The sequence below is a fragment of the Campylobacter showae genome (assembly GCF_900699785.1).
Classification (GTDB): Bacteria; Campylobacterota; Campylobacteria; order Campylobacterales; family Campylobacteraceae; genus Campylobacter_A; species Campylobacter_A showae_D.
In genome coordinates this window covers 849147-871698 of the sequence record NZ_LR535679.1, presented here as the reverse complement: position 1 = coordinate 871698, position 22552 = coordinate 849147, and the positions used below count along the sequence as shown (strand labels likewise).

At 48.0% G+C, this 22552-nt stretch carries 25 protein-coding genes; 17 read left to right on the top strand and 8 right to left on the bottom strand.

The genetic code is table 11. The annotated features are described in order from the left end of the window. Positions 1–8 precede the first annotated feature (8 nt). The 7 genes from ttdB to E4V70_RS04295 are packed head-to-tail and all read right to left on the bottom strand — an operon-like array spanning position 9 to position 5999. On the bottom strand, positions 9–629 hold the full coding sequence (gene ttdB / locus E4V70_RS04325) for a L(+)-tartrate dehydratase subunit beta (RefSeq protein ID WP_122863439.1): 621 nt from the start codon (positions 627–629) through the stop codon (positions 9–11). After that, positions 626–1525 carry a L(+)-tartrate dehydratase subunit alpha gene (gene ttdA / locus E4V70_RS04320; RefSeq protein ID WP_122863258.1) on the bottom strand — a complete coding sequence of 300 codons (900 nt, stop codon included), beginning with the start codon at positions 1523–1525 and terminating at the stop codon, positions 626–628. The genes ttdB and ttdA overlap by 4 nt, the downstream gene beginning before the upstream one ends. After that, positions 1504–1965, bottom strand: coding sequence for a ribosomal maturation YjgA family protein (locus E4V70_RS04315; RefSeq protein ID WP_122863259.1), 462 nt, complete (start codon positions 1963–1965; stop codon positions 1504–1506). The genes ttdA and E4V70_RS04315 overlap by 22 nt, the downstream gene beginning before the upstream one ends. 52 nt (positions 1966–2017) lie before the next feature. After that, a complete protein-coding gene (gene larB / locus E4V70_RS04310; RefSeq protein WP_122863696.1) occupies positions 2018–2764 on the bottom strand; it encodes a nickel pincer cofactor biosynthesis protein LarB in 747 nt (248 codons plus the stop codon). Further along, positions 2751–3533 carry an ATP-dependent sacrificial sulfur transferase LarE gene (gene larE / locus E4V70_RS04305; RefSeq protein WP_122863260.1) on the bottom strand — a complete coding sequence of 261 codons (783 nt, stop codon included), beginning with the start codon at positions 3531–3533 and terminating at the stop codon, positions 2751–2753. Before larE ends, larB begins: the two co-directional genes overlap by 14 nt. Continuing rightward, positions 3505–4746 (bottom strand): nickel pincer cofactor biosynthesis protein LarC, encoded by a 1242-nt coding sequence (larC, locus tag E4V70_RS04300; protein WP_122863261.1) that lies wholly within the window; start codon positions 4744–4746, stop codon positions 3505–3507. The genes larE and larC overlap by 29 nt, the downstream gene beginning before the upstream one ends. A gap of 2 nt (positions 4747–4748) precedes the next feature. Beyond that, positions 4749–5999: a lactate racemase domain-containing protein gene (locus E4V70_RS04295; RefSeq protein ID WP_122863262.1), complete on the bottom strand. Its 1251-nt coding sequence runs from the start codon at positions 5997–5999 to the stop codon at positions 4749–4751. A gap of 213 nt (positions 6000–6212) precedes the next feature. Between E4V70_RS04295 and E4V70_RS04290 the strand changes: the two genes are divergently transcribed. Continuing rightward, complete coding sequence (locus E4V70_RS04290) at positions 6213–7892, top strand: anaerobic C4-dicarboxylate transporter (protein WP_122863263.1); 1680 nt, start codon at positions 6213–6215, stop codon at positions 7890–7892. A 490-nt stretch (positions 7893–8382) separates the two neighbouring features. Here the strand turns inward: E4V70_RS04290 and flhB are convergent, their stop codons facing one another. Further along, positions 8383–9459 carry a flagellar biosynthesis protein FlhB gene (flhB, locus tag E4V70_RS04280; RefSeq protein WP_122863265.1) on the bottom strand — a complete coding sequence of 359 codons (1077 nt, stop codon included), beginning with the start codon at positions 9457–9459 and terminating at the stop codon, positions 8383–8385. 117 nt (positions 9460–9576) lie between these two features. Between flhB and E4V70_RS04275 the strand changes: the two genes are divergently transcribed. From E4V70_RS04275 to atpD, 16 genes are all read left to right on the top strand, one after another. Then, a complete protein-coding gene (locus E4V70_RS04275; protein ID WP_122863266.1) occupies positions 9577–10188 on the top strand; it encodes a HEAT repeat domain-containing protein in 612 nt (203 codons plus the stop codon). Continuing rightward, positions 10133–11131, top strand: a complete 999-nt coding sequence (locus E4V70_RS04270) for a hypothetical protein (protein ID WP_122863267.1) — start codon at positions 10133–10135, stop codon at positions 11129–11131. The genes E4V70_RS04275 and E4V70_RS04270 overlap by 56 nt, the downstream gene beginning before the upstream one ends. Positions 11132–11231: 100 nt before the next feature. Then, positions 11232–11546 carry a 50S ribosomal protein L21 gene (rplU, locus tag E4V70_RS04265; RefSeq protein ID WP_122863268.1) on the top strand — a complete coding sequence of 105 codons (315 nt, stop codon included), beginning with the start codon at positions 11232–11234 and terminating at the stop codon, positions 11544–11546. 11 nt (positions 11547–11557) lie between these two features. Beyond that, positions 11558–11815, top strand: coding sequence for a 50S ribosomal protein L27 (rpmA, locus tag E4V70_RS04260; RefSeq protein WP_002943616.1), 258 nt, complete (start codon positions 11558–11560; stop codon positions 11813–11815). 263 nt (positions 11816–12078) lie between these two features. Continuing rightward, on the top strand, positions 12079–13134 hold the full coding sequence (obgE, locus tag E4V70_RS04255; RefSeq protein ID WP_122863269.1) for a GTPase ObgE: 1056 nt from the start codon (positions 12079–12081) through the stop codon (positions 13132–13134). Positions 13135–13259: 125 nt separating this feature from the next. Next, on the top strand, positions 13260–13601 hold the full coding sequence (locus tag E4V70_RS04250) for an EF-hand domain-containing protein (RefSeq protein WP_122863270.1): 342 nt from the start codon (positions 13260–13262) through the stop codon (positions 13599–13601). A gap of 115 nt (positions 13602–13716) precedes the next feature. Next, positions 13717–14637, top strand: coding sequence for a methionyl-tRNA formyltransferase (fmt, locus tag E4V70_RS04245; RefSeq protein ID WP_122863271.1), 921 nt, complete (start codon positions 13717–13719; stop codon positions 14635–14637). A gap of 91 nt (positions 14638–14728) precedes the next feature. Then, the gene (locus E4V70_RS04240; protein ID WP_122863272.1) at positions 14729–15364 is read left to right on the top strand and encodes a biotin--[acetyl-CoA-carboxylase] ligase; all 636 of its coding nucleotides are present in this window, start codon (positions 14729–14731) and stop codon (positions 15362–15364) included. Positions 15365–15523: 159 nt separating this feature from the next. Further along, positions 15524–16306: a ParA family protein gene (locus E4V70_RS04235; protein WP_122863273.1), complete on the top strand. Its 783-nt coding sequence runs from the start codon at positions 15524–15526 to the stop codon at positions 16304–16306. A 3-nt stretch (positions 16307–16309) separates the two neighbouring features. Next, a complete protein-coding gene (locus E4V70_RS04230) occupies positions 16310–17161 on the top strand; it encodes a ParB/RepB/Spo0J family partition protein (protein WP_122863274.1) in 852 nt (283 codons plus the stop codon). A gap of 98 nt (positions 17162–17259) precedes the next feature. Next, positions 17260–17682 (top strand): F0F1 ATP synthase subunit B family protein, encoded by a 423-nt coding sequence (locus tag E4V70_RS04225; protein ID WP_122863275.1) that lies wholly within the window; start codon positions 17260–17262, stop codon positions 17680–17682. Position 17683: 1 nt separating this feature from the next. Then, positions 17684–18181, top strand: coding sequence for a F0F1 ATP synthase subunit B (locus E4V70_RS04220; protein ID WP_122863276.1), 498 nt, complete (start codon positions 17684–17686; stop codon positions 18179–18181). Then, entirely contained in the window at positions 18181–18711 is a 531-nt protein-coding gene (locus E4V70_RS04215; protein WP_122863277.1) for a F0F1 ATP synthase subunit delta, read from the top strand. The genes E4V70_RS04220 and E4V70_RS04215 overlap by 1 nt, the downstream gene beginning before the upstream one ends. Positions 18712–18723: 12 nt before the next feature. Continuing rightward, complete coding sequence (gene atpA, locus E4V70_RS04210) at positions 18724–20241, top strand: F0F1 ATP synthase subunit alpha (protein WP_002952438.1); 1518 nt, start codon at positions 18724–18726, stop codon at positions 20239–20241. A 9-nt stretch (positions 20242–20250) separates the two neighbouring features. Next, positions 20251–21135, top strand: coding sequence for an ATP synthase F1 subunit gamma (atpG, locus tag E4V70_RS04205; RefSeq protein WP_009494955.1), 885 nt, complete (start codon positions 20251–20253; stop codon positions 21133–21135). 13 nt (positions 21136–21148) lie between these two features. Further along, the gene (atpD, locus tag E4V70_RS04200) at positions 21149–22546 is read left to right on the top strand and encodes a F0F1 ATP synthase subunit beta (RefSeq protein ID WP_134482479.1); all 1398 of its coding nucleotides are present in this window, start codon (positions 21149–21151) and stop codon (positions 22544–22546) included. Positions 22547–22552: the final 6 nt, after the last annotated feature.

Here is a 22552-nt window from a genome sequence, read left to right as displayed (position 1 = left end):
ATTACGTTTTACTTTATAAACCCCACCTGCGGTAAAATTTCAGCCAGCGCCGCGTCCTTTTTCTCGTTAAATTTGACCTTGTTTTGCTCGAAAAGATTATTTCCGTGCGCGTCTATGGAGACGATGAGCGGGCCAAACTCCTTCACGCGGCACTTCCACAGCGTCTCAGGCATCCCAAGCTCCGTCCAGTCAGCACTCTCGATCTGCTCGACCTGCGTCGCGGCGACCACCGCGCAGCCCGCGGGAAATACGCAGTGTATCGCGCCAAACTCCTTGCAGCCGCTCATCGTGCCCTCGCCCATGCCGCCTTTGCCCACTATCAGGCGCACGCCCGTTTTAGCGATAAATTCGCGCTCAAATTTCTCCATCCGCATGCTAGTCGTCGGCCCCACAGAGACCATCTCAAAGCCCTCTTTGCCGCCGCCGTCCATTTTTCTGATGATCGGCCCCGCGTGCAGGATCGCACCGCCTCTGATGTCTAGCGGTAGGTCGCGGCACTCCTCTACGACGCGTCTGTGCGGCACGTCGCGGCAGGTGACGATGTGCCCGGTTAGGTAGATCACGTCGCCGATCTTGATATCCGCTAGATCCTCGGGCGCGATCGGCGTGGTTAAAATTTTCTTACTCATAGCGCGAACTCCTTGTGCGATTTTACGGCAAAATTTATCTTTTCGTCCCAGACGATGTGGCCTTTGCGGTGCGACCAGCAGCCTACGTTTACGGCGACGGCGATGACGCTTGGGTGGCGGGCGCAGTTTTCGATATGCACGCCCATGACCGAGCTTGCGCCGCTCATGCCTTGCGGGCCGAGGCCGATTTTATTGATACCATCTTCTAGCAGCTTTTCGGTTAGCGCGGCGCGGTCGTTTGGATTGCGCGAGCCTAGCGGCCTCATCAGCGCTTTTTTAGATAGCAGCGACGCCACGTCGATCGAGGTGCCGATGCCTACGCCCACTAGCAGCGGAGGACAGGCATTTATGCCGTAGCTTGTCATGATGTCCATGACGAATTTTACGACTCCCTCGTAACCCATGCCCGGCATCAGTACGGTTGCCTTGCCGGGCAGGCTACAGCCGCCGCCCGCCATATAGGTGTGTATCTCGCACTCGCTACTACCCGGCACGATCTCCCAAAATACGCTCGGCGTGCCCTTACCGACGTTTTTGCCAGTGTTGTACTCGTCAAATGTCTCGACGCTGTTGTGACGCAGCGGAGCCTCGCGCGTCGCTCGCAGTACGGCCTCTCGCAGCAGCTCCTCAATCTCGCCGATGAGCGGGAAGTTCGCTCCGCAGCGCACGAAAAACTGGATCACGCCCGTATCCTGACAGGACGGACGATCTAGTTCCTTAGCCAGGCGCTGGTTTTCAAACATTGTTTTGTAGATTTCTCTCGCTAGCGGCTGCGTCTCGCGCTCGCTAAGCTCCCGCAGCTTTGCCGTCACATCATCAGGCAGCACCTTGCCCGTGTAGCCGACGAATTTCGCCATGACCTCGGTCATCTTTTTCACGGCTTTTTGTTTATCCATCGCTTCTCCTTTTTTTCAAATTTTTCATAAACGCCCGCCAGGACGCAGCCTGCGGCGTAGCAGAGCAGGTCGGTAAAATCAAACGTCCCGCCGATCATTACTTTTAAAATTTTATTTTCTATGCCTAAAATTTGCACCGCGCCAAAATACTGCGCGAGCTCCAAGGCTGCGGCAAACGCGAAAATTTTAAGCGGTAAATTTAAAGGCGGCTCGCTAAAAGCAGCCCGCGCCAAAGCGTAAAGCAAGATGACGGCCAAAACGTCGCCCGCGTAGTGCCGCACGAAGCCGCCCTTTACGCAGATCACGATGTAAATTTCAGCCGCCAAGATCACGCCAGCCGCGGCTAAAAACGCTAGCCTCGTCCTCGCGCTTTGTCTTGTTTGCGCCTTTTTTGCGCCCTTCGGCCTAGCCTTTTGCTCGTTTAAATTTTCCTCTCGCAACGCTTTCCTTTTAAATTTAGCCGTTAAATTTGACCCGCGCGGCGGCGTAAATTTAGAGATGATTTATCAGGCTCGCGTTATACGCGGCGCCAAAGCCGTTGTCGATATTTACGACGCTCACGCCATTTGCGCAGCTGTTTAGCATCGCTAGCAGCGCCGCCAGACCGCCGAAGCTCGCTCCGTATCCCACGCTGGTGGGCACCGCGATCACCGGCACGCTAACAAGGCCTGCTAGCACGCTAGCTAGCGCGCCCTCCATGCCCGCCACCGCGATCACGACCTTTGCGCCGCGTATCTCGTCTAAATTTGCGATCAGCCTATGCAGCCCAGCCACGCCCGCGTCGCTAAATTTGCGCACGTCGTTGCCTAGAAATCGCGCCGTTTCGTACACCTCCTCCACTACCGCGCCGTCGGCGGTGCCTGCAGAGACTATCGCGATGTAGCTTTGCGTGAGCGCGGGCTCTTTAAATTTGACGCTGGTGACGCGGCCGCGAGCGTTAAACTCCGCCTGCGGCAGCACCTCGCACACCCGCTTAAAAACCCGCTCGTTCGTGCGCGTGATCAGGATATTTTGCCGCCTCGCGCCGATCGCCTCCGCGATACGTAAAATTTCATCGTCCGTCTTGCCCTCGCCGTAGATCACCTCGCCCGCGCCGTTTCGCAGGGCGCGCTGGGTGTCGATCTTGGCGCAGCCCACGTCCTCGTAGGGGTAGTTTTTCAGGTATTTTAGCGCCTCTTGCTCGCTCACGCGGCCGCTTTTTACCCCCGCGAAAAGCTCTAAAATTTCATCCTCTCTCATGCAAAACATCCTCTCTAAGCCCCTTTAGATCAAGCGTCACCTCCGCTGCACCCAGCACCACGAGCTGCCTAACGACGCTCTTAAATTTAGCGTCGTTTAGAAAGTCTTGCATGCTAGAAAAGGGCATTTGCAGCTTTATATTTTTGCGATCGCACCGCGCACGGACGTTTGCATAGCCGCTTGCGATGAGTAGATTTTCCGCCGCTTCGATCAAATTTAGCTCGTGCGGGTCAATCTCGCGCCCGTGCGGCAGGCGCGTTAGCAAGCACGCGTAGCCCGGTTTTTCGGCGGTGGGCAAATTTAACTCGCGCGATAGCTCGCGGATTTCTGATTTGGTTAAATTTATTAGCGGCGAGAGTACGCCTAGCTCCTCTTTTGCTTTGAGTCCCGGGCGGTGTTCGCCCAGATCGTCTCGGTTCGTGCCGTCTGCGACGCGGCTAAAGCCAAGCTCACGGGCGCGCTCAATCAGGCGCGAAAACACCGCCTTTTTACACAGATAGCAGCGGTTTTCGGGATTGTCTTTGATCTCCTCTGCAACGCCGAGCTCTAAAATTTCGTGCCTGATGCCGTAGATGCGGGCAAATTCCACAGCTTCGGCGATCTCGCGCGAGGACATATAGGGCGATCTGATCGTTATGCCGATCGCGCGCTTTCCCAGCGCGTCGTGCGCCGCACGCAGTAGCAGCGAGCTGTCCGCGCCGCCGCTAAATGCGACCGCGAGTTCGCCCAGTCCGCGCAGATCAGCCTTTAGTTTTTCTAGTTTCGTCATAGATTTTCAGCGCCTCTTTTCGCACCCGCTCGATCGTCGTACCGTGCGCGAGCGCCGCGGCCTTGCACTCGTCAAATTCTGGCTTTGCTTTTTGCGCTTGACTGTTACCCGAAATTTTAATTCCTATTTCGCCGAATTTCGTCTGCACTCGCACAAACTCGCGCTTTAGCTCGGTTTTAGCAACCTCTATCTCGCGAACGCCGATCGCCGTCGTGTGCGTAAATATAAGATCCTTTAAATTTTGCGCGTCTTGCTTGCGGCACAGCGCGTTTAGCTCAAAGCCCGCGCGCCCCTTTTTCATAAAAATAGAGCGGCTAAAGACGTCTAGCGCGCCGTTTTCGCGTAAAATTTCGCAGGCAAAGGCAAAGCTCTCGGCGTCCATATCGTCGATGTTCGTGGAGATCAGAATTTGCTTGCAAACCTCGCCGTAGCCAGCCTGCGCGCTTAAATTTGACTCGCCGCTTTCGCTGCTTAAATGCGCCTCGCAGATCATCGCGCGAAGCACATTTGCAAAGTCCGTTGCGTCCTTGCCTCCCGCGCCGTAGCCGATCTTTTCTATTTTAAAGCTCGCGTTATCCGCAAACTCGTCCGCACAAGCCTTTAAAATCGCCGCTCCCGTTGGCGTGGTCATCTCAAAATTTGCGCGTCCGAGGCTTACGGGCACGCCTTTTAAAATTTCGCAAACGGCTGGCGCAGGCACGCCAAGCTCGCCGTGGTCGCAGATCGCTACGCCGCCGCCAAGCTCGATTTTGGAGCTTACGACGCGCGAGACGCCGAGCTTTCCAAAAAGATATTCGATGCAGATCGCTGCGCCCGCGACGTCGGCGATGCTATCGATCGCGCCAACTTCGTGAAAATGCACCCGCTCTACCTCTGTGCCGTGAACTTTGGCCTCGGCCTGCGCAATCGTGCGAAATATCGCGCCCGCTCTTTGTTTGCAGTTCTGGCTTAAATTTGAACTCTCTAAAATTTGCCTGACGTCCGCGTAGCTTCTGGCGTGAGGCTGTGATTTTAGCGGCACGACGTCGATTTTTGTCGCGGCGATACCGTTTTTTAGCACGTTTTTGCGCTCCAGCTTAAATTCGCCGGCTAAATTTAACTTCTCAAGCTCGGCGCAAAGATAACTAAAATCCACGCCGAGCTCCACCAGCGCGCCTAAATTCATATCGCCGCTGATGCCGCAGCTCGCATCGTAATATAAAATTTTAGCCAAGCTTAGGCCTTAGGCACCGTCATCGAGCCAAACGGCAGGATGATGATTTTAGCGTCCGCGCCCTTTTGCGCTAGCGCGTCGTCCACGGCCTTTTGGATATCGTGATACGGTTTTAGGTGTACGGCTCGCATCTCATCGTCGCTCAGATCGCTTACCGCCCAAGTCTGTGCCCAGAGCGAGATTTCGGCCATTTTAGCGGCTTTGTGATAGCCGAGTTTAAAGCCAGCGCTGATCTTTTCGAGCACCTTTTTAGGCGTATCCGCGGATGCCATCAGATCAAAAAACGGCTTTGGCCCGATGCCTGTGCGGCACTTTGCGACCATTATTAAAATTCCGTCCTGCGCGAGCGCTAGTTTGCCGTTGTCTAGGGCTTTTTGCGCCTGATAGAGATCGACGTCCATCGGATAGGGCGCGACCGAAATCACAATATCGGCCTTGAGCGGGATGTTTACGCAAAAGACCTCGTCGGCCTTTTTCACGCAGTCGTAAAAGCTGTCATTGAGGTCGCCCGCGCTCGCGTAATACACGCCGTGCTCGCTATCAAGCACCGTCTGGATCGAAAAAACGTCGATATGCGCTAGCACTTTCATCGCGTCGATCATATCTTCGTGCACTGGGTTGCCCTCTAGTCGCAGAGCTTGCGCATCGGCGCTTAGGGCGAGCTTGTGATTTTGCGTGATGCTCTCATACGACGCCGTACCCGGCAAAAAGGCCTTTCTGCCGCCCGTGTAGCCCGCAAAATAGTGCGGCTCGACCGAGCCTATGACGATCACCTTTTTGGCTTCTGCTACGATTTTGTTTAGATACATCTGCGTGCCGTTTTTGGACTCGCCTAAAAAGACCATCTCGTCGTGCTTGGAGTCATGATCGTGAACTTCGTTTTTGGCTCTAATCTCCGCGTAAATTTCTTTGCCGAAGATCATCTCGTATTCTTCCTGCGTGCCCTCTCTATGGCATCCAGTGGCGATGATGAAAATCTTATTTTTCTCGCGGATTTTCGGATAAATTTGCTTTAAAATTTTTGCCGTCGGCGTCGGGCGGGTGCCGTCGTTTACGATGACGACGATCTTTTCATCGCCTGTGATAAACTCGTCAAAGCTTTTTTGATTTATTGGGTTTGCCAGAGCCTTTGCGATGAGTGCCGTTTCGTCAAATTTAGCCACGGGGTTTGGATCGAAAACGCCGAGCAAATTTTTCTCGTTTATCTCTAGATTTAGATGATCGTCTTTGCCGTATGCGATAGGGATTTGCATATTTACTCCTTAAGCAGATTTATTAATTTTTTGCCTTAGGATTATATATCAAATTTTCTTTTAAACGCATTTGGATCGGTCAAATTTGACTAGCGGCGCGTCAAATTTGGTTAAATATATGATTAACGCTTACAAATGTATTTTTAATTTTTTTATTAGTATTTAATTTTAATATTTATATAATCGCGCCGTAATTTCCTAAAAGGAGAAAAAATGGAATTCCTAACCAGTTTGAGTGAAAGCACTCAGTTCACTCTCCAACTAATCGTAGTGCTCGGATGTTTATTCTACGGCGCTAAAAAAGGCGGTATGGCGCTAGGCGTACTAGGCGGCATCGGTCTTGTTATCTTGGTATTTGCATTCGGTATGAAGCCGGGCAAACCAGCAGTAGACGTCATCCTAACGATCCTAGCCGTCGTCGTAGCAAGCTCCACGCTACAAGCCGCGGGCGGTCTTGACGTTATGCTTCAGATAGCGGAAAAAGCGCTAAGAAAAAACCCTAAATTCGTCTGTATCCTAGCCCCTCTTTGCGGCTGGACGCTAACCGTTCTATGCGGCACCGGACACACGGTTTATACGCTATTGCCGATCATTTACGACGTATCTATCAAAAGCGGAATCCGTCCGGAAAGACCGCTGGCTGCTACCACGATCTCGTCTCAGCTAGCTATCATCGCTAGCCCGGTTTCGGTTGCGGGCGTATCTATGGTCGCCGTTTTGCTAGGCACGGGCACCGTTCATATCGACGGATTTACCAGCTACGTGGACTTGCTAAAAGTCACTATCCCGTCTACGTTTATCGGTATGCTTATCATCGGTACTTACTCGATCTTTAGAGGTAAAGACTTAGATAAAGACCCTGAGTTTCAAGAGAAGATCAAAGACCCTGAGCAAAGAAGATATATCTACGGCTCAGACGAATCTCACTCTCTAATCGGCGTAAAACTCCCTGCTAAACAGTGGAACGTTATGTGGATATTTCTAGCTACCATCGCTATCGTGGCGGTTCTAGGCTACTATAAACAACTCCGCCCTAGCTGGACTAGCGACGTCCCGGGTAAATCTATCGAAATCGTAGTGGATAAAAAAGTAGTTAAAAACATCACCGTAAAAGACGGTCAAGTAGTCTCTACCGTAGATAGTAGCAAAGTCGTCTCAAACGTAAAAGACAGTAAGGTAAAAGACGCTACTAAATTTACTAACGTAGAAGTCCTAGATAAAGACAAAAAAGTAACTCAAAGCTTCGTGCTTCAAGACGGCAACGTAGTCATCACTAAAGAGGGTAAAACCGAAACCGTCGCAAACGCTAGCATCGTAGTAAAAGACACTATGAAAAAGACCGCCCCTCTAGGCATGGTCGATACGATCCAAATTTTCATGCTATTAGCTGCGTCCATCATGATGATCTACTCAGGCATCAAGGCTGCTAAGATCGCTCAAAACGAGATCTTCCACAGCGGTATGGTCGCGCTAGTAGCGATCTACGGTATCAGCTGGATGGCAGATACGATGTTCCACTCTCATATCGAGATGCTAAAAGGCTCGCTAGGAGAGGTGATGAAGGCCTACCCGTGGATGTATATCGTCGTAGGTATGCTGATTTCTAAGTTCCTAAACTCTCAAGCAGCCGCCGCCGCGACGTTCGTACCGCTTGCCGTTCAGATCGGCGTGGATCCAGGCATCATCGTCGCGTTTGCTACGGCTTGCTACGGATACTTTATCCTTCCTACATATCCGAGCGACCTTGCGGCGATCCAGTTTGACCGCTCAGGTACGACCAAGATCGGCAAATACGTCATCAACCACAGCTTCATCATCCCTGGCCTTATCGGCGTGTTTAGTTCGTGCGCAGTGGGTTGGGTGTTGGCTAATCTTTACGGATTTATTAAATAATCTTACCTTGCGAGACTTGCTTCGGCTCGTCTCGCGAGCGCTTTTCCGAGATTTTGCAAAATTTTCGCTCCGCAGGCTATATGCCTAGCGCACGCTCAATTTTGCTTCAAAACTCGAAAAATCATCTCGCGATACTTCGCCTAAATTTCTTACAGTCAAATTTTACCCACCAAGACCCGCATCTTGAAAACGTCAAATTTGATTCAAATTTGCGACGCTTTGCGTCAGCAAAGCAGTGTCGCCACCTTAAAGCGTCGTAGGGGGAGGGGGATTAAAGGGGGTGGGGAGCGACTTTGTAATTCAAGCCCCTTCCCCCTTAACAAGAAAGATTAAATTTGGCACACAGCGTTAAATTTGACAAAACCAAATTTGGCATTTTAAAGATTCGGGTCTTGGCGAGTAAAATTCTAAAATTTATCCAAATTTGAGCGGCGCAAATTTGACTCCAAATTTGGCTTCAAATTTACAGTTAAAAAGTCAAATTTAAATTTCACTTCAGCCTATCGCCGAATTTTTGTTTGTCGCTCATATAGACGAAGCTTAGCACCTCGGCGACGGCGCGAAAGAGCTCCGCAGGTATCATATCGTTTACCTCGCACATTTTGTATAGCTCTCGCGCTAACGGCGGATTTTCGACGATTTTGACGTTGTTTTGCACTCCGATTTGCTTGATGCGAAGCGCGAGAAAATCCACGCCCTTAGCGAGGATCACGGGCGCTTTTTCCTTTGTTTTATCGTAGCGAAGCGCGACGGCGTAGTGGGTCGGGTTGGTGATGATGACGTCTGCTTGCGGGATATTTTGCATCATCCTGTTGCGCGCGGCTCGCATTTGCAGCTGGCGGATGCGGCCTTTTACCTGCGGGTCGCCCTCCATCTGTTTGTACTCGTCCTTGATCTCCTGCTTGCTCATTCTTAGGTCGCGAAAATACTGAAAACGCACGATCAGCACGTCAAGAAGCCCGATGATAAACATCACTATGAGCATCACTGCGGCCAAAATCAGCATCTTTTCTTTTAGCCACGCTAGCTGCGCCGCCATCGAGAAAAACAGCGTATGCGGCAGCTCTTTGATGAAGCTTAAAAACATCAAAAATCCGACCGTAAAAACCGCCGTGACCTTGAGCACCATTTTGATGCCGTCTATCAGCTTTTTGAGCGAAAAGAGATTTTTGAGCCCTTTTAGCGGGTTGATTTTGTTTAAATTCGGCTCCAAAGGCTTGGTCGTAAATATAAATCCAAACTGCATGAGATTAGCGACGACGCCCGCGATCGCGATACAAACGGCGATAGGCAGGATGATGAGCAGCGTGCGAAATATCGTCGTGATCGCGACGCTAAAAAGTAGCTTGCGCGTAAACTCCTGCCCGATGAGGCTTTGATAGTAGTTATATAGCATGAAAAACTGATCGCCGATGAAGCCAAGAAGCGCCACTACGACAAAGATCGCGACCGCGAGCGTGACGAAGCCTGCTAAATCCTGGCTTTTGGGGACGTTGCCGTCCTTGCGCGCGTCTTCGATCTTTTTGGAGGTGGGTTCTTCGGTTTTTTCTTGATCTTCGCCTGCCATTTTCGTCCTAAATTTATCTTGCCGAGCGTTTTGGCTCAAATTTGCTTAAATTTGGGCGATTATACCTAAAAGGAGGTTAAATTTTACGCTACAATTGCCTAAATTTAAAGGAGAAAAATGCAAAAGCTTGACTGTCACGTAAGCGAGTGGTTTGGGCGGATGAGGGTGCGTAACGAGGCTGCCGCGGGTCACTTTAAAGACTGCAAGATCCCCTACGACGAGTCAAATTTGATAGAAGTTTTGCAAAGCTCGCAGGATAAATTTGATCTCCTTTGGGCTACTATCGCCTTGCGCGAGCTTGGCACGACGCGCGCGATATCCGCGCTAAAAGGCGCCGTCAAATTTAAAAGCCTAGACGTGCAAGGTAACGCGGCTCTAACGATCGCGTTTTTAGCGGACGGCGGCGAGAACGGCTTTTTGGCGAGTTTGCTCGCTAGCAAAGACTACCGCGCGAAATTTTACGCGATGACGGGGATTTTATATAAAGAGGACGCGGCGCACTCGGCCTTGCATTTTGTTTTGGAGTATTCGGCCAAGGCGACCAAAGGCGGCAAGGCGCTTGCCAAAACGCCGTGCGAAGGGATAGACTGGCTCTATCTGGCCAGATACGGCTCGCATTTGCCCCGGGCGCAAGAAATTTTTGATAAAATAAATAAAAATAGGAAGTATGTAGATGAAAACATTTTTACAAGACTCGCAGGAGAATTCCCTCAAATTTTCACAATCTAAAAAACCGCAAAAAAGCGAAATTGAGCTGCTTTTGGGCGAGTGCGGCGAGGTTTTAGCTAAACTAAAAAAGAAAAAGTTAAGCGAGCGCGAGTTTTTGTGCGAGCTGATAAAACTGATGGCTTTTTCGATACCGCAAATTCCTTATGAAATTTGGCTCGAAAAATGTATAGAAAGCGGCTACGTAGAGGCTTTAAACGATCTCGTTTTCCAGTACGCTAGAAACGAGCTGCTGCCCGGCTGCGCGGGCGGATACGATCAGTGCGAGAGACTGATACATTCGTTTCTTGCGCTAGCGTGCGGAGATATGGCCGGCGCCAAAAACGTAATGACGCACTCTATGCCGCCTAGCACGAACGGATATAGATTTTTATGCGTGATGAGCGATCTGGTTTCGGCGCTGCTATGGGACGATAAAAAATCGCTTGAGGCGGCACTCAAAAAAGCGCGTAGATTTGCGGACTCCAAAAAGCCGATAAACGAAAGAGAAGCGGTAAAATTTATCCTTGCCTTGCACGAAAAAGACGCGGCCGCGATGAGCGAGAGTTTGAGTAATTTTTGCGTAAAAGTCGCCAGAACCGCCGCGCCGCAATTTGAAAAGAGGATTAGCTTTTTTGCGCACGGACTTTATGCTTTGGCGCACTATCTCTTGCCTTTTGAGATTTTTGAGCGCATTTGCCTGCCGAAAGCTAAAAATTTCAATGAAAATTACGCAAAAAGGCTTTTTAGCGGCGAATCGGTGCAGCCAAAATTGTATTTTAGCTTTCCGCCTGAATTTGAAGTTTTTAATCAAATTTTAAACGCTTTGCCGGCTAAAACCATTCTTCATCAGCCTTTTGACGGGCCTTCGCCGAGCGATCAAATACGCTTCCTAGATCACGATACGATGGTTGAAAATTTAGCGGATGAAATTTTAAAAGCTAGGACATTAAACCAAAATTTATAAATTTTTGGGTATCATCCGTCTCTTACAACCAACAAAGCTCCCCAAGTCTTTTGAAATCCAAAAGCGCTTTTTGGTCTTACCAAATTTAGAAAGGTAGAGTATGTCAAAATACGCTATATTTAAGCATGGCGGCAAGCAGTATCGCGTCAGCGAAGGCGAATATCTTAAGCTTGACCATTTCAGTGCTGAAGCAAAGTCATCAGTCGAGATTACGGACGTTTTGTGCGTAAACGACGGTGAAGTAAAGGTAGGCGCGCCGTTCGTAAAGGGTGCGAAAGTCGTTCTTGAAGTCGTAAATGAGGGCAAGGATAAAAAAGTCATTATTTACAAAAAACGCAGACGCAAAGACTCAAAACTAAAACGCGGTTTTAGAAGACAGTTTACACGCGTAAAAGTCGTAAGTATCGCAGCTTAAGGAGATAAGAAATGGCACACAAAAAAGGTCAAGGCTCAACCCAGAATAACCGAGATAGTATCGGACGACGCTTAGGCGTTAAAAAATTCGGCGGCGAATTCGTTCGCGCGGGCAACATCATCATCCGCCAGCGCGGTACCGCTACTCACGCGGGCAGCAACGTCGGTCTAGGCAAAGATCACACGATTTTCGCGCTAATCGACGGTTTCGTTAAATTCGAAAGACTAGATAAAAACAGAAAAAAAGTTTCAGTTTATCCTGCTGCGTAATCCTTGGGGCGAAAGCCCCTTTTTCTTTTAAAACCACCCAAATTTTTAAAATCCAAAAATCTTTTATATAACAAAAATAATCATCACGTCAGTTACCAAATTTTAAAATTTGACCATTTGTATTGTGTTAATAACGGCGCTTGGCAAATCGTTTGAACTTTGCGGCAAATCAAATTTTAATCAATAAACCGATATAATCCGAAAATTTCGCAAAATTACGAACCGAAAAATAATTAAATAAAATTTAAAAAATAAGGCAAGAAATGTTTATAGATAGCGTAAATTTAACCCTAAGCTCGGGTCACGGCGGGGCCGGCTCTGTGAGCTTTCGCCGCGAAAAACACGTGATTTTAGGCGGACCGGACGGCGGCGACGGCGGCGACGGCGGCGATGTGTATTTCGTCGCCGATAACAATACCCACACGCTGGCGGCGTATAAAGGCAAAAAGGCCATGCGCGCTCAAAACGGCGAAGCGGGCACGGGGCGCAGGATGCACGGCAAAAGAGGCGAACACCTCGAGCTCATCGTGCCTCCCGGCACCGCGGTGCTAGATGCCAAGACGGGCGAGCTGCTTTGCGACTTAACTAGCGAAGGGCAGCGAGAGCTGTTTTTAAAAGGCGGCAAAGGTGGGCTTGGCAACGTGCACTTTAAAAGTTCGATCAACCAAGCTCCCGAATACGCGCAAAAAGGCCTAGAGGGCGAAACACGCGAGGTGCGGCTGGAGCTTAAGCTCATCGCCGACGTTGGGCTCGTGGGTTTTCCAAACGTCGGTAAAAGCACGCTGATCTCGACCGTCTCAAACGCCAAACCTCAGATCGCAAACTACGAGTTTACCACGCTCACGCCAAAGCTCGGTCTCGTCGAGGTGGACGAATACAGCGGCTTTGTCATGGCCGATATCCCAGGCATCATCGAGGGTGCAAGCGAAGGGCGCGGGCTTGGCGTGCAGTTTTTAAAACACGTCGAGCGCACGAAAATTTTGCTTTTTATGCTCGATCTTGCGAACTATCGCGGCCCCGAGGAGCAGTTTGACGCGCTGCGGGCCGAGACGGCGAAATTTTCAGGCGAGCTTGCAAAACGAGACTACGCGATCGCCCTAACTCGCGCGGACGCGGCCGAAAATTTGCAGGAAAAATTTGACGCGTTTTTGTCGCATTTGGGGCTTGTAGGCACGGCTGGCGAGATGAAATTTAAACAAGATATTTATGAATTTGACGCGGCTAAGCCGTTTTTCGTGATGCCGATATCCTCGGCGACGGGACAAAATATAAACGAGCTAAAATTTAATCTGCTTGAGCTGCTTAAAAAGGAGCTGTAGGTTGCGCTAAAAGCCGCGCCGTAGATGGCTTTTGCGAACGTAGGCCTAGCGCGCCCGTATACGCGGTTAAATTTTATGTTTATCGCTCGCAAACGCCGTAAAAAGAAAAAATTTAAGAAGGCGAAATGAATAAAATTTTTATTCTAGTATTTTTATGCTTCGGCGCATACGGTTGCGATCCCGCCGATCCGGTGCCGAAGTTTATGGACTTTAACGACAAGGATCACGACGGCGCGCTGAGCTTGCAGGAGTGGATGGCGAGCGAGGTGCCGTCTGGGCTGAGAGTAGAGCTAAATCTGCGCTCAGACTCGGAATTTAAGAAGTTGGACGCTAATCGTGACGGCAAGATTAGCCTAGATGAGCTGGGAGCGAAACCGTCTGCAAAGATTTATTGGTCCGAAGATCCGTGCGCTTTTTGGCCTTGGCCGGACGGATCCGAGGATAAAAATCAATCCGCCGTCAAATAAGGCGCACGAGTGTGAACCCGTGTTTGTACTGCGGTATGCATAAAATTTATTGCGAGCACGATTAGCGCCTGCATAATCTCTCGCGCCGTGATTTGGCTAAATTTAAAGGAAAAGAATGAAGATAGTTTTTATGGGAACGCCCGAGTATGCGGCTAAAATTTTACGCGCGCTTGCGGGGGCGAAATTTGAGATCGCGGCTGTCTTTACGCAGCCTGATAAGCCCGTCGGCAGGAAGCAAATTTTAACTCCGAGCGAGGTTAAAGTTTATGCGCAGCAGCACCTGCCCGCCGTGCCGATCTTTCAGCCTGCGACACTCAAAGACGAGGCGGTTGTAGCGCAGATAAAAGACTTAAAGCCTGATTTTATCGTAGTTGCCGCATACGGTAAAATTTTGCCGCAAAGCGTCCTTGATATCTCGCCTTGCATAAACCTGCACGCTTCGATCCTGCCTAAATACCGCGGCGCAAGCCCGATCCAAAGCGCGATCTTGGCGGGCGAAAAGCAGACGGGCGTGACGGCGATGCTGATGGATGCGGGGCTTGACACGGGCGATATGCTTGATTTTACCTACACGCCTTGCGAGGACAAAACGGTGGCGCAGCTGTTTGACGAGCTCGGCTATCTAGCGGGCGAGCTGATAGTGCGCGTGCTGCGAAATTTTGCAAATTTGACGCCGCTTAAGCAAGAGGGCGCACAGGCTACGCACTGCAAAAAAATAGCAAAATCAGACGGGCTTTTTAGTTTTGAGGAAAGCGCACGGCAAATTTATAATAAATTTCGTGCTCTAACGCCCTGGCCAGGGATTTATCTAGCTAGCGGGTTAAAAATTTTAGAACTAGAGCTTTTGCGTGAATCCCGCGGGCTTAAATTTGAACGCGCGGGCGAAATTCTGCAGGTTGGTAAGCCCAGTTTTTGCGTTTCTTGCAATGATGGCGCGGTTAAGATCATAAAGGTGCAAGAGCCCGGCAAAAAAACCGTGGACGCTAGCGCGTATTTAAACGGTAAGCGCCTTGGCGTCGGCGATATAGTGTCGTAAATTTGAGCAGAGCGAAGCTTGCCTTGTAAATTTAACGGTACGAATGCGCTCGCAATGTAAAATAAAACAGCAAATTTAAAAGGAACAAAATTTGAGAATAGAGTTCGCAGATAGCGTCCCTTCTACGCAAAAAGTTTTGGTCGAAGGGCTGCGAAACGGCCAAATACAGCCGCCTTTTGCGCTAGTGGCAAAAGAGCAGACGCAGGGTATCGGCAGCAGAAACAACACGTGGAGCGGGCTGGAGGGCAATCTATTTTTTTCATTTTGCATGAGTGAGACGGCGCTGCCCGGCGATCTAAAAGGCGAGTCGGCGTCGATTTACTTTTCGGTGATAATGCGCGAAGTTCTCGCGGCTCGCGGCTCGAAAATCTGGCTAAAATGGCCGAACGATTTTTACGTCGGCGATAAAAAAATCGGCGGAACCTTGACGACGAGGGTCGGCGAAATTTACGTTTGCGGCATGGGTATAAATCTAAAAAAGGCGCCCGAAAACGCCGGAATTTTAGATATAGACGTGAGCCCTAGCGCCGCAGTCGGAGAGTTTTGTAAGAGGCTGCAAACGGCTCCGTCTTGGGCGGAAGTTTTTAAAAAATTTGAGAGCGAATTTGAAAAATCAAAAGAATTTATCACGCACTTTGAGGGCGAAGAGGTAGCGCTCAAAAACGCCAAACTCCTACCCGACGGCTCTTTGGATATAGGCGGACGAAGAGTTTTTTCGCTCAGATAAATTTGCTTAAATTTAACGTAAAATTTAATATTTTCGCGAAATATCGGCCGGGACGAGCCGCGAAATTCTTTCAGAAATTTTAAAGCCGAAACTAAACTTGGACAAAGTAAGTTTTCTGTAGAATTAATCAGTTAAAAAACAAAAATTTGGAAAATTCTCATGTGTGAAATTATAACCATTGCAAACCAGAAAGGCGGCGTCGGGAAGACGACCACGGCGGTAAATTTGGCCGCATCGCTAGCGGTGGCCGAAAAAAAAGTCCTACTCATCGACATCGATCCGCAGGCAAACGCGACGACAGGAATGGGCTTTAGTAGAAACGACTACGAGTATAACATCTATCACGTACTCACGGGTCGTAAAAAGCTCTCGCAAATCGTGCTAAAAACCGAGATCCCGACGCTTTTTCTAGCGCCATCAAACATCGGTCTGGTCGGAATCGAGCAAGAGTTAAGCGAGCAGAGCAAAGACTGTCAAAAGATACTAAAAAGCAAGATCGAAGAGGTCGAGGGGCAGTATGATTTTATCATCATTGATAGTCCTCCGGCGCTAGGCAGTATCACCGTAAACGCCCTAAGCGCTAGCGATAGCGTGATAATCCCGATCCAGTGTGAATTTTACGCATTAGAGGGGCTTGCGCAAATTTTAAACACGGTCAAAATAATCAAAAAAACCATAAATCCAAAGCTAAATATAAAGGGCTTTTTGCCGACCATGTACAGCTCGCAAAACAACCTCGCTAAGGAAACCGTGGCAAATTTAAAGCAACATTTTGAAAATAAGCTGTTTAAAACAAAGGATGGCGACGGAGACTTCGTAATAGTGCCGCGAAACGTAAAACTCGCCGAAAGTCCGAGCTTTGGAAAGCCTGTGATACTGTATGACATAAAATCGCCTGGCTCGCAAGCGTACCAAAATTTAGCGTATTCGATCTTAGGGTAGAAGATGGCGAAAAGAAGTTTAGGGCGCGGACTGGGCGCTATACTAGAGGACGTCGAGCTTGCGTACAAAGCTGAGCTAAACGAGGGCAACAGCGATATAGTAAAGGATATCGATCTAGACCTGATCGTCGAAAACCCGTATCAGCCGCGTAAAAATTTCGACGAAACTGCGCTAAGGGAGCTTAGCGAAAGTATCAAAAGGCACGGGCTCATCCAGCCGATCATCGTCATAGAAAAAGACGGCGGATATATGCTGATCGCGGGCGAGAGGAGATTTCGCGCGACTAAGCTGCTTGGCGAAAGCAAGATAAAGGCTATAGTCGCCGACATCGAGAGTCAAAGCCTGCGCGAGCTAGCCCTCATAGAAAATATCCAAAGAGAGGACCTAAATCCGATCGAGCTTGCAAATTCTTATAAAGAGCTCATAGACGAATATAAAATCACTCAGGATGGGCTCGCAAACATTATCCACAAAAGCAGGGTTCAGATAACAAATACGATGCGACTTTTGAGTCTTAGCGCCGTGACGCAAGAATATATAAAAGAAGGCAAACTAACGCAAGGGCACGCTAAAGTCATCGTAGGTCTTGAGCCAAATGACGAAAAAACGGCGGTCGATACCATCATCGGGCAGCGCCTTAGCGTGCGCGAGACGGAAAATTTGGTAAAAAATTTAAAAAATAAATTGCCGCCCAAAGCAGTGCTTAAGTTAGATGAAAGATATCTTGAAAGACTAACGAATTTAAAAGAGATTTTTTCTAAATTTGACGTACCGGTTAAGATAAAAGGCAAAAAAATCACTATCGAATTTGATGAAATAGCTGATATCGATAGGCTAATAAACAAGATAAAATAAAAATATTTCTTTAAATTTAGCTTGTTTTATCCTTTTTTTTTGTAAAATAAGCACGGTTTTATTATGCTTAAGAAAATATTAAACTTTAAGGAGATTTGATGTTGGAAATTAATTTGCCGCTAGTCGTCCTAACGGCAGTTATTTTTCTAGGGCTTATCGCCGTTTTAAATTCCATCCTTTACAAGCCTCTACTTAAATTTATAGACGCTAGAAACGATGCGATAAAAAACGACGAAGAGAGCGCTAGTAAAAATACGAGCGATCTTGGCGTGTACGAAGCGCAGATAGAACAGCTCATAGCTGCTGCAAGAAACGAAGCCGGCAAGATAAAGCAGGAGGCTATCAATGCCGCAAAAGACGCGGCCGCTAAGATAGTCAGCGAAAAGCGCGGAGTTTTGGAGGCCGATTATGACGCATTTATCCAAAATTTAAACGCTCAAAAGAGCGATTTTAGAGCTGATTTACAGCAAAAATTGCCTGAACTTCAAGCTGCTTTAAAAGCAAAACTCGCAAGGATTTAATATGAAAAGCAAAATTTTACTTTTATTATGTCCTTTTGTTTTGATGGCGGACGGCGGATACGACATCGTACCTAGAACGATAAACTTTATCGTTTTTGCTGCAATTTTGTATTATTTCATAGCAAACCCTATCAAGAACGCATATAAGGGAAGAATCGCCGGTATTGCGGCAAGACTTGATAATATCGAGCAAAAACTAAAAGACTCAAAAGCCAAAAAAGACGACGCTCTAAGACGCGTAGAAGAGGCTAAAGCAAATGCCGCTAGCCTAGTAGAGACCGCTAGAAAAGAGGCCGTTTTGATCTCTGAGCGCATCAAAGAAGAGACTAGACAAGAGGTCGCAAATCTGGAAAAAAACTTCCAAGATCAAAAAGAATTTGAAAAAAGACGCATGGTTAAGTCCGTCGTAGGCGAAATTTTAAATGAAATCTTCGCAAGCGACAGCGTTAAAATGGATCAAAGCGAGCTTATCAATATCATGCTTAAAAGGGTCGGCTGATGAAAGAACTTATCGCAAAAAAATACGTAAAAGCTCTAGTTAGCGACCTTAGCAAGGATGAGTTTAATAACTTTACCGCTAAGTTACAAGAGATCACAAACGCATTCGCAAATGAAAAATTTCAAAACATCATCGTTTCGCCGAATTTAAAAAATAGCCAAAAAGCCGATTTCGTCCTATCTTTAGTCGGTGAGGCGGATCAAAAATTTGTAAATTTTATAAAACTGCTCGGCGAAAACAAAAGACTTGATATTTTGCCTAACATCGTTTCGGAGCTTTTAGCGCAAAAATCAAAAATGGACAATGTTTTTTACGGTAAAATTTACGGCGGCTCGCAGATCAGCCAGGCTCAAATTTCAGAGCTTGAAAACAGCTTTTCTAAGAGATTTAACGCAAAAATCATTTTAGAGTCGGTAAAAAGCGATTACAATGGTATTAAGATAGAGCTAGACGATTTGGGCGTGGAGGCTAGCTTTTCGGTAGATAGGCTAAAAGCCCAAATGAGCGAATACATATTAAAAGCAATATAAAGGAGAAAAAGCGTGAGTGCAAAAATAAAAGCAGATGAAATCAGCGCCATCATCAAGGAAAGGATTGAAAATTTCAGCCTTAACGTCGATGTAAACGAGACGGGCAAGGTTATATCCGTAGCCGACGGCGTTGCTAACGTTTACGGCCTAAAAAACGTTATGGCCGGCGAGATGGTCGAGTTTGAGAACGGCGAAAAAGGCATGGCTCTAAACCTAGAGGAAAGCAGTGTCGGTATCGTTATCTTGGGTAAAACGGACGGTATCAAAGAGGGTTCGAGTGTAAAACGCCTAGCTAAACTTTTACGCGTCCCTGTCGGCGATGCTTTGATAGGCCGCGTCGTAAATTCGCTTGGCGAGCCGATAGACGCTAAGGGCCCGATCGAAGCTAGCGAGACTAGATTCGTCGAGGAAAAAGCAAAAGGCATCATGGCTAGAAAGAGCGTTCACGAGCCGCTTCAAACGGGCATCAAGGCTATTGACGCGCTAGTGCCGATCGGCCGCGGGCAACGCGAGCTCATTATCGGCGACCGCCAAACTGGTAAAACTACAGTTGCTATAGATACCATCATCAACCAAAAAGGTCAAGATGTTATTTGTATTTACGTAGCGATTGGACAAAAACAATCAACGGTCGCGCAAGTCGTTAAAAAGCTCGAAGAGTACGGCGCTATGGAGTACACTATCGTGGTAAATGCAGGCGCTTCCGATGCTGCTGCACTTCAGTATCTAGCTCCTTATGCCGGCGTAACTATGGGCGAATATTTTAGAGATAACTCTCGCCACGCTCTAATCATCTATGACGATCTTTCAAAACACGCTGTCGCATACCGCGAAATGAGCTTGATTCTTCGCAGACCGCCGGGCCGCGAAGCTTATCCGGGCGACGTTTTCTACCTACACTCTCGCTTGCTAGAGCGCGCATCTAAGCTAAACGATAAGCTAGGGGCAGGTTCTCTCACGGCTCTTCCTATTATCGAGACGCAAGCTGGCGACGTTTCGGCGTATATTCCGACAAACGTTATTTCTATCACCGACGGTCAAATTTTCCTTGAGTCCGATCTATTTAACTCAGGTATTCGTCCTGCGATCAACGTCGGTCTTTCGGTTTCTCGCGTCGGCGGCGCAGCTCAGATAAAAGCGACCAAGCAAGTTTCGGGAACCTTAAGACTTGACCTTGCGCAATACCGCGAACTTCAAGCGTTTGCACAATTTGCGAGCGACCTTGACGAGAGCTCGAGAAAACAGCTTGAGCGCGGTCAAAGGATGGTCGAGGTGCTAAAACAGCCTCCTTATAGCCCGCTTGCCGTTGAAAAGCAAGTCGTTATCATCTTTGCCGGTACAAAAGGCTATCTAGACGATATTCCGACCGTAGCCGTTACAAAATTTGAAGCTGAGCTTTATCCTTATATAGAGGCGAAATATCCTGAAATTTTTGAACAAATTCGAACCAAAAAAGCACTTGACAAAGAGATCGAGGAGCTTTTGCATAAGGCGCTAAAAGACTTTAAAGCGACGTTTGCCGCTAACTAAGGCTAGAATATGTCAAATTTAAAAGATATAAAACGAAAGATCAAGAGCGTCCAAAATACCCAAAAGACGACGCGTGCGATGAAGCTGGTATCTACGGCTAAACTTCGCAAGGCTGAAGAAGCAGCTCGTCACTCTAGGGTTTATGCGCTCAAGATCAACGAAGTTTTATCTGAAATCGCCTATAAGATCAATCAATATCGCTCCGTAAACGCCGAGAGTAAATTTTTCGACGTTAAGGAGAATATCGAGAAGGTCGATATTATATTCGTCACCGCAGACAAGGGGCTTTGCGGCGGTTTTAATATTCAGACCATCAAAACCGTTAGAAATATGATTAACGAATTTAAGGCGAAAAAAGTAAAGATAAGACTTCGCGCGGTAGGCAAAAAAGGTATAGAATTTTTTAGCTTCCAGGGTATAAATTTGCTTGAAAAATATGTCGGCGTGAGCTCGTCTCCAACCTATGAGAAAGCTCAAAATATCATAAAAGACGCGATAGACGACTTTATAAGCGGTGCGACTGATAAAGTTATTTTGGTACATAACGGCTATAATAATATGATCTCTCAGCAAATTCGCATAAACGACATCGTGCCGGTCGAGCCGCCGAAACTCGTCGAAGTTGAGACGAATTCTTTGATGGAATTTGAGCCGAGTGACGACGGTAAAATTTTAAACGAACTACTTACGAAGTATTTCGAGTATAGTATGTATTATGCTTTAGTAGATAGCCTCGCGGCCGAGCATAGCGCCAGGATGCAGGCGATGGATAACGCGACCAACAACGCCAAAGAGCGCGTCGCGCAGCTAAAACTATCGTATAACAAGGCTCGCCAAGAGTCTATCACCACTGAGCTTATCGAGATCATCAGTGGCGTCGAATCAATGAAATAATTAAGGAGTATGGATGAAAGGTATCATTTCTCAGGTAATGGGTCCGGTAGTCGACGTCGATTTCACGGATTATTTACCCAAGATCAACGAAGCCGTCGAAGTAAATTTCGAGGTTGAGGGCAAGCAAAATAGACTTGTACTAGAGGTTGCCGCGCACCTTGGCGATAACCGCGTAAGAACTATCGCTATGGACATGAGTGAAGGCTTAACTAGGGGCCTTGAGGCTACGGCTTTAGGTGCGCCTATTAGCGTTCCGGTCGGCGAAAAAGTTTTGGGAAGAATTTTTAACGTCGTCGGCGATCTGATTGATGAGGGCGAGGGCGTAGAATTTGACAAAAAATGGTCTATTCACCGCGATCCTCCGCCATTTGAAGAGCAAAGCACGAAGAGCGAAATTTTTGAAACAGGCATCAAAGTAGTTGACCTTTTAGCTCCTTACGCAAAGGGCGGTAAAGTCGGACTATTCGGCGGTGCCGGCGTCGGTAAGACGGTTATTATCATGGAGCTGATCCACAACGTTGCGTTTAAACACAGCGGTTACTCCGTATTTGCTGGCGTCGGCGAGCGAACGCGTGAAGGAAACGACCTTTATCACGAGATGAAAGAAAGTAATGTTTTGGATAAAGTCGCCTTGTGCTACGGTCAGATGAATGAGCCGCCGGGGGCAAGAAACCGTATCGCTCTAACAGGTCTTACAATGGCTGAGTACTTCCGCGACGAGATGGGACTTGACGTTTTGATGTTTATCGATAATATCTTCCGTTTCTCTCAGTCTGGTGCAGAGATGTCGGCGCTTCTTGGACGTATTCCGTCAGCCGTTGGTTATCAGCCGACTTTGGCGAGCGAAATGGGTAAATTTCAAGAGAGAATTACGTCAACTAAAAAGGGTTCGATCACATCGGTTCAGGCTGTTTATGTTCCTGCGGACGACCTTACCGACCCAGCTCCTGCGACCGTTTTTGCGCACCTTGATGCGACTACCGTTCTAAACAGGGCTATCGCAGAAAAGGGAATTTATCCTGCGGTTGACCCGCTTGATTCGACATCAAGAATGCTGGATCCTCAAATTTTGGGCGGTGAGCACTATAAAGTAGCTCGCGGCGTGCAGGCGGTTTTACAAAAATATAAAGACCTTCAAGACATCATCGCGAGCCTCGGTATGGACGAACTTAGCGAAGAAGATAAGGTTACTGTCGACCGCGCTAGAAAGATAGAGAGATTCTTATCTCAGCCGTTCTTCGTTGCCGAGGTATTTACGGGAAGTCCTGGTAAATACGTAAGTCTTGAGGAGAATATCGCCGGCTTTAAGGGAATTTTGGAAGGCAAATATGATGATTTGCCGGAAAACGCATTTTATATGGTAGGAAACATCGACGAGGCGATAGCAAAAGCTGAAAAACTTAAAGCCTAAATTTAA

Excerpts from the sequence above, each read along its gene's own strand:
- flhB (WP_122863265.1), bottom strand. The coding sequence starts at position 9,459 with ATGGCAGGCGAAGATCAAGAAAAAACCGAAGAACCCACCTCCAAAAAG.
- ttdB (WP_122863439.1), bottom strand. The coding sequence starts at position 629 with ATGAGTAAGAAAATTTTAACCACGCCGATCGCGCCCGAGGATCTAGCG.
- rpmA (WP_002943616.1), top strand. The coding sequence starts at position 11,558 with ATGGCACACAAAAAAGGTCAAGGCTCAACCCAGAATAACCGAGATAGT.
- obgE (WP_122863269.1), top strand. The coding sequence starts at position 12,079 with ATGTTTATAGATAGCGTAAATTTAACCCTAAGCTCGGGTCACGGCGGG.
- atpG (WP_009494955.1), top strand. The coding sequence starts at position 20,251 with ATGTCAAATTTAAAAGATATAAAACGAAAGATCAAGAGCGTCCAAAAT.
- fmt (WP_122863271.1), top strand. The coding sequence starts at position 13,717 with ATGAAGATAGTTTTTATGGGAACGCCCGAGTATGCGGCTAAAATTTTA.
- rplU (WP_122863268.1), top strand. The coding sequence starts at position 11,232 with ATGTCAAAATACGCTATATTTAAGCATGGCGGCAAGCAGTATCGCGTC.
- E4V70_RS04235 (WP_122863273.1), top strand. The coding sequence starts at position 15,524 with ATGTGTGAAATTATAACCATTGCAAACCAGAAAGGCGGCGTCGGGAAG.
- E4V70_RS04230 (WP_122863274.1), top strand. The coding sequence starts at position 16,310 with ATGGCGAAAAGAAGTTTAGGGCGCGGACTGGGCGCTATACTAGAGGAC.
- E4V70_RS04215 (WP_122863277.1), top strand. The coding sequence starts at position 18,181 with ATGAAAGAACTTATCGCAAAAAAATACGTAAAAGCTCTAGTTAGCGAC.
- ttdA (WP_122863258.1), bottom strand. The coding sequence starts at position 1,525 with ATGGATAAACAAAAAGCCGTGAAAAAGATGACCGAGGTCATGGCGAAA.
- atpD (WP_134482479.1), top strand. The coding sequence starts at position 21,149 with ATGAAAGGTATCATTTCTCAGGTAATGGGTCCGGTAGTCGACGTCGAT.
- larE (WP_122863260.1), bottom strand. The coding sequence starts at position 3,533 with ATGACGAAACTAGAAAAACTAAAGGCTGATCTGCGCGGACTGGGCGAA.
- E4V70_RS04290 (WP_122863263.1), top strand. The coding sequence starts at position 6,213 with ATGGAATTCCTAACCAGTTTGAGTGAAAGCACTCAGTTCACTCTCCAA.
- E4V70_RS04220 (WP_122863276.1), top strand. The coding sequence starts at position 17,684 with ATGAAAAGCAAAATTTTACTTTTATTATGTCCTTTTGTTTTGATGGCG.
- E4V70_RS04270 (WP_122863267.1), top strand. The coding sequence starts at position 10,133 with ATGAAAACATTTTTACAAGACTCGCAGGAGAATTCCCTCAAATTTTCA.
- larB (WP_122863696.1), bottom strand. The coding sequence starts at position 2,764 with ATGAGAGAGGATGAAATTTTAGAGCTTTTCGCGGGGGTAAAAAGCGGC.
- E4V70_RS04275 (WP_122863266.1), top strand. The coding sequence starts at position 9,577 with ATGCAAAAGCTTGACTGTCACGTAAGCGAGTGGTTTGGGCGGATGAGG.
- E4V70_RS04250 (WP_122863270.1), top strand. The coding sequence starts at position 13,260 with ATGAATAAAATTTTTATTCTAGTATTTTTATGCTTCGGCGCATACGGT.
- E4V70_RS04225 (WP_122863275.1), top strand. The coding sequence starts at position 17,260 with ATGTTGGAAATTAATTTGCCGCTAGTCGTCCTAACGGCAGTTATTTTT.
- E4V70_RS04295 (WP_122863262.1), bottom strand. The coding sequence starts at position 5,999 with ATGCAAATCCCTATCGCATACGGCAAAGACGATCATCTAAATCTAGAG.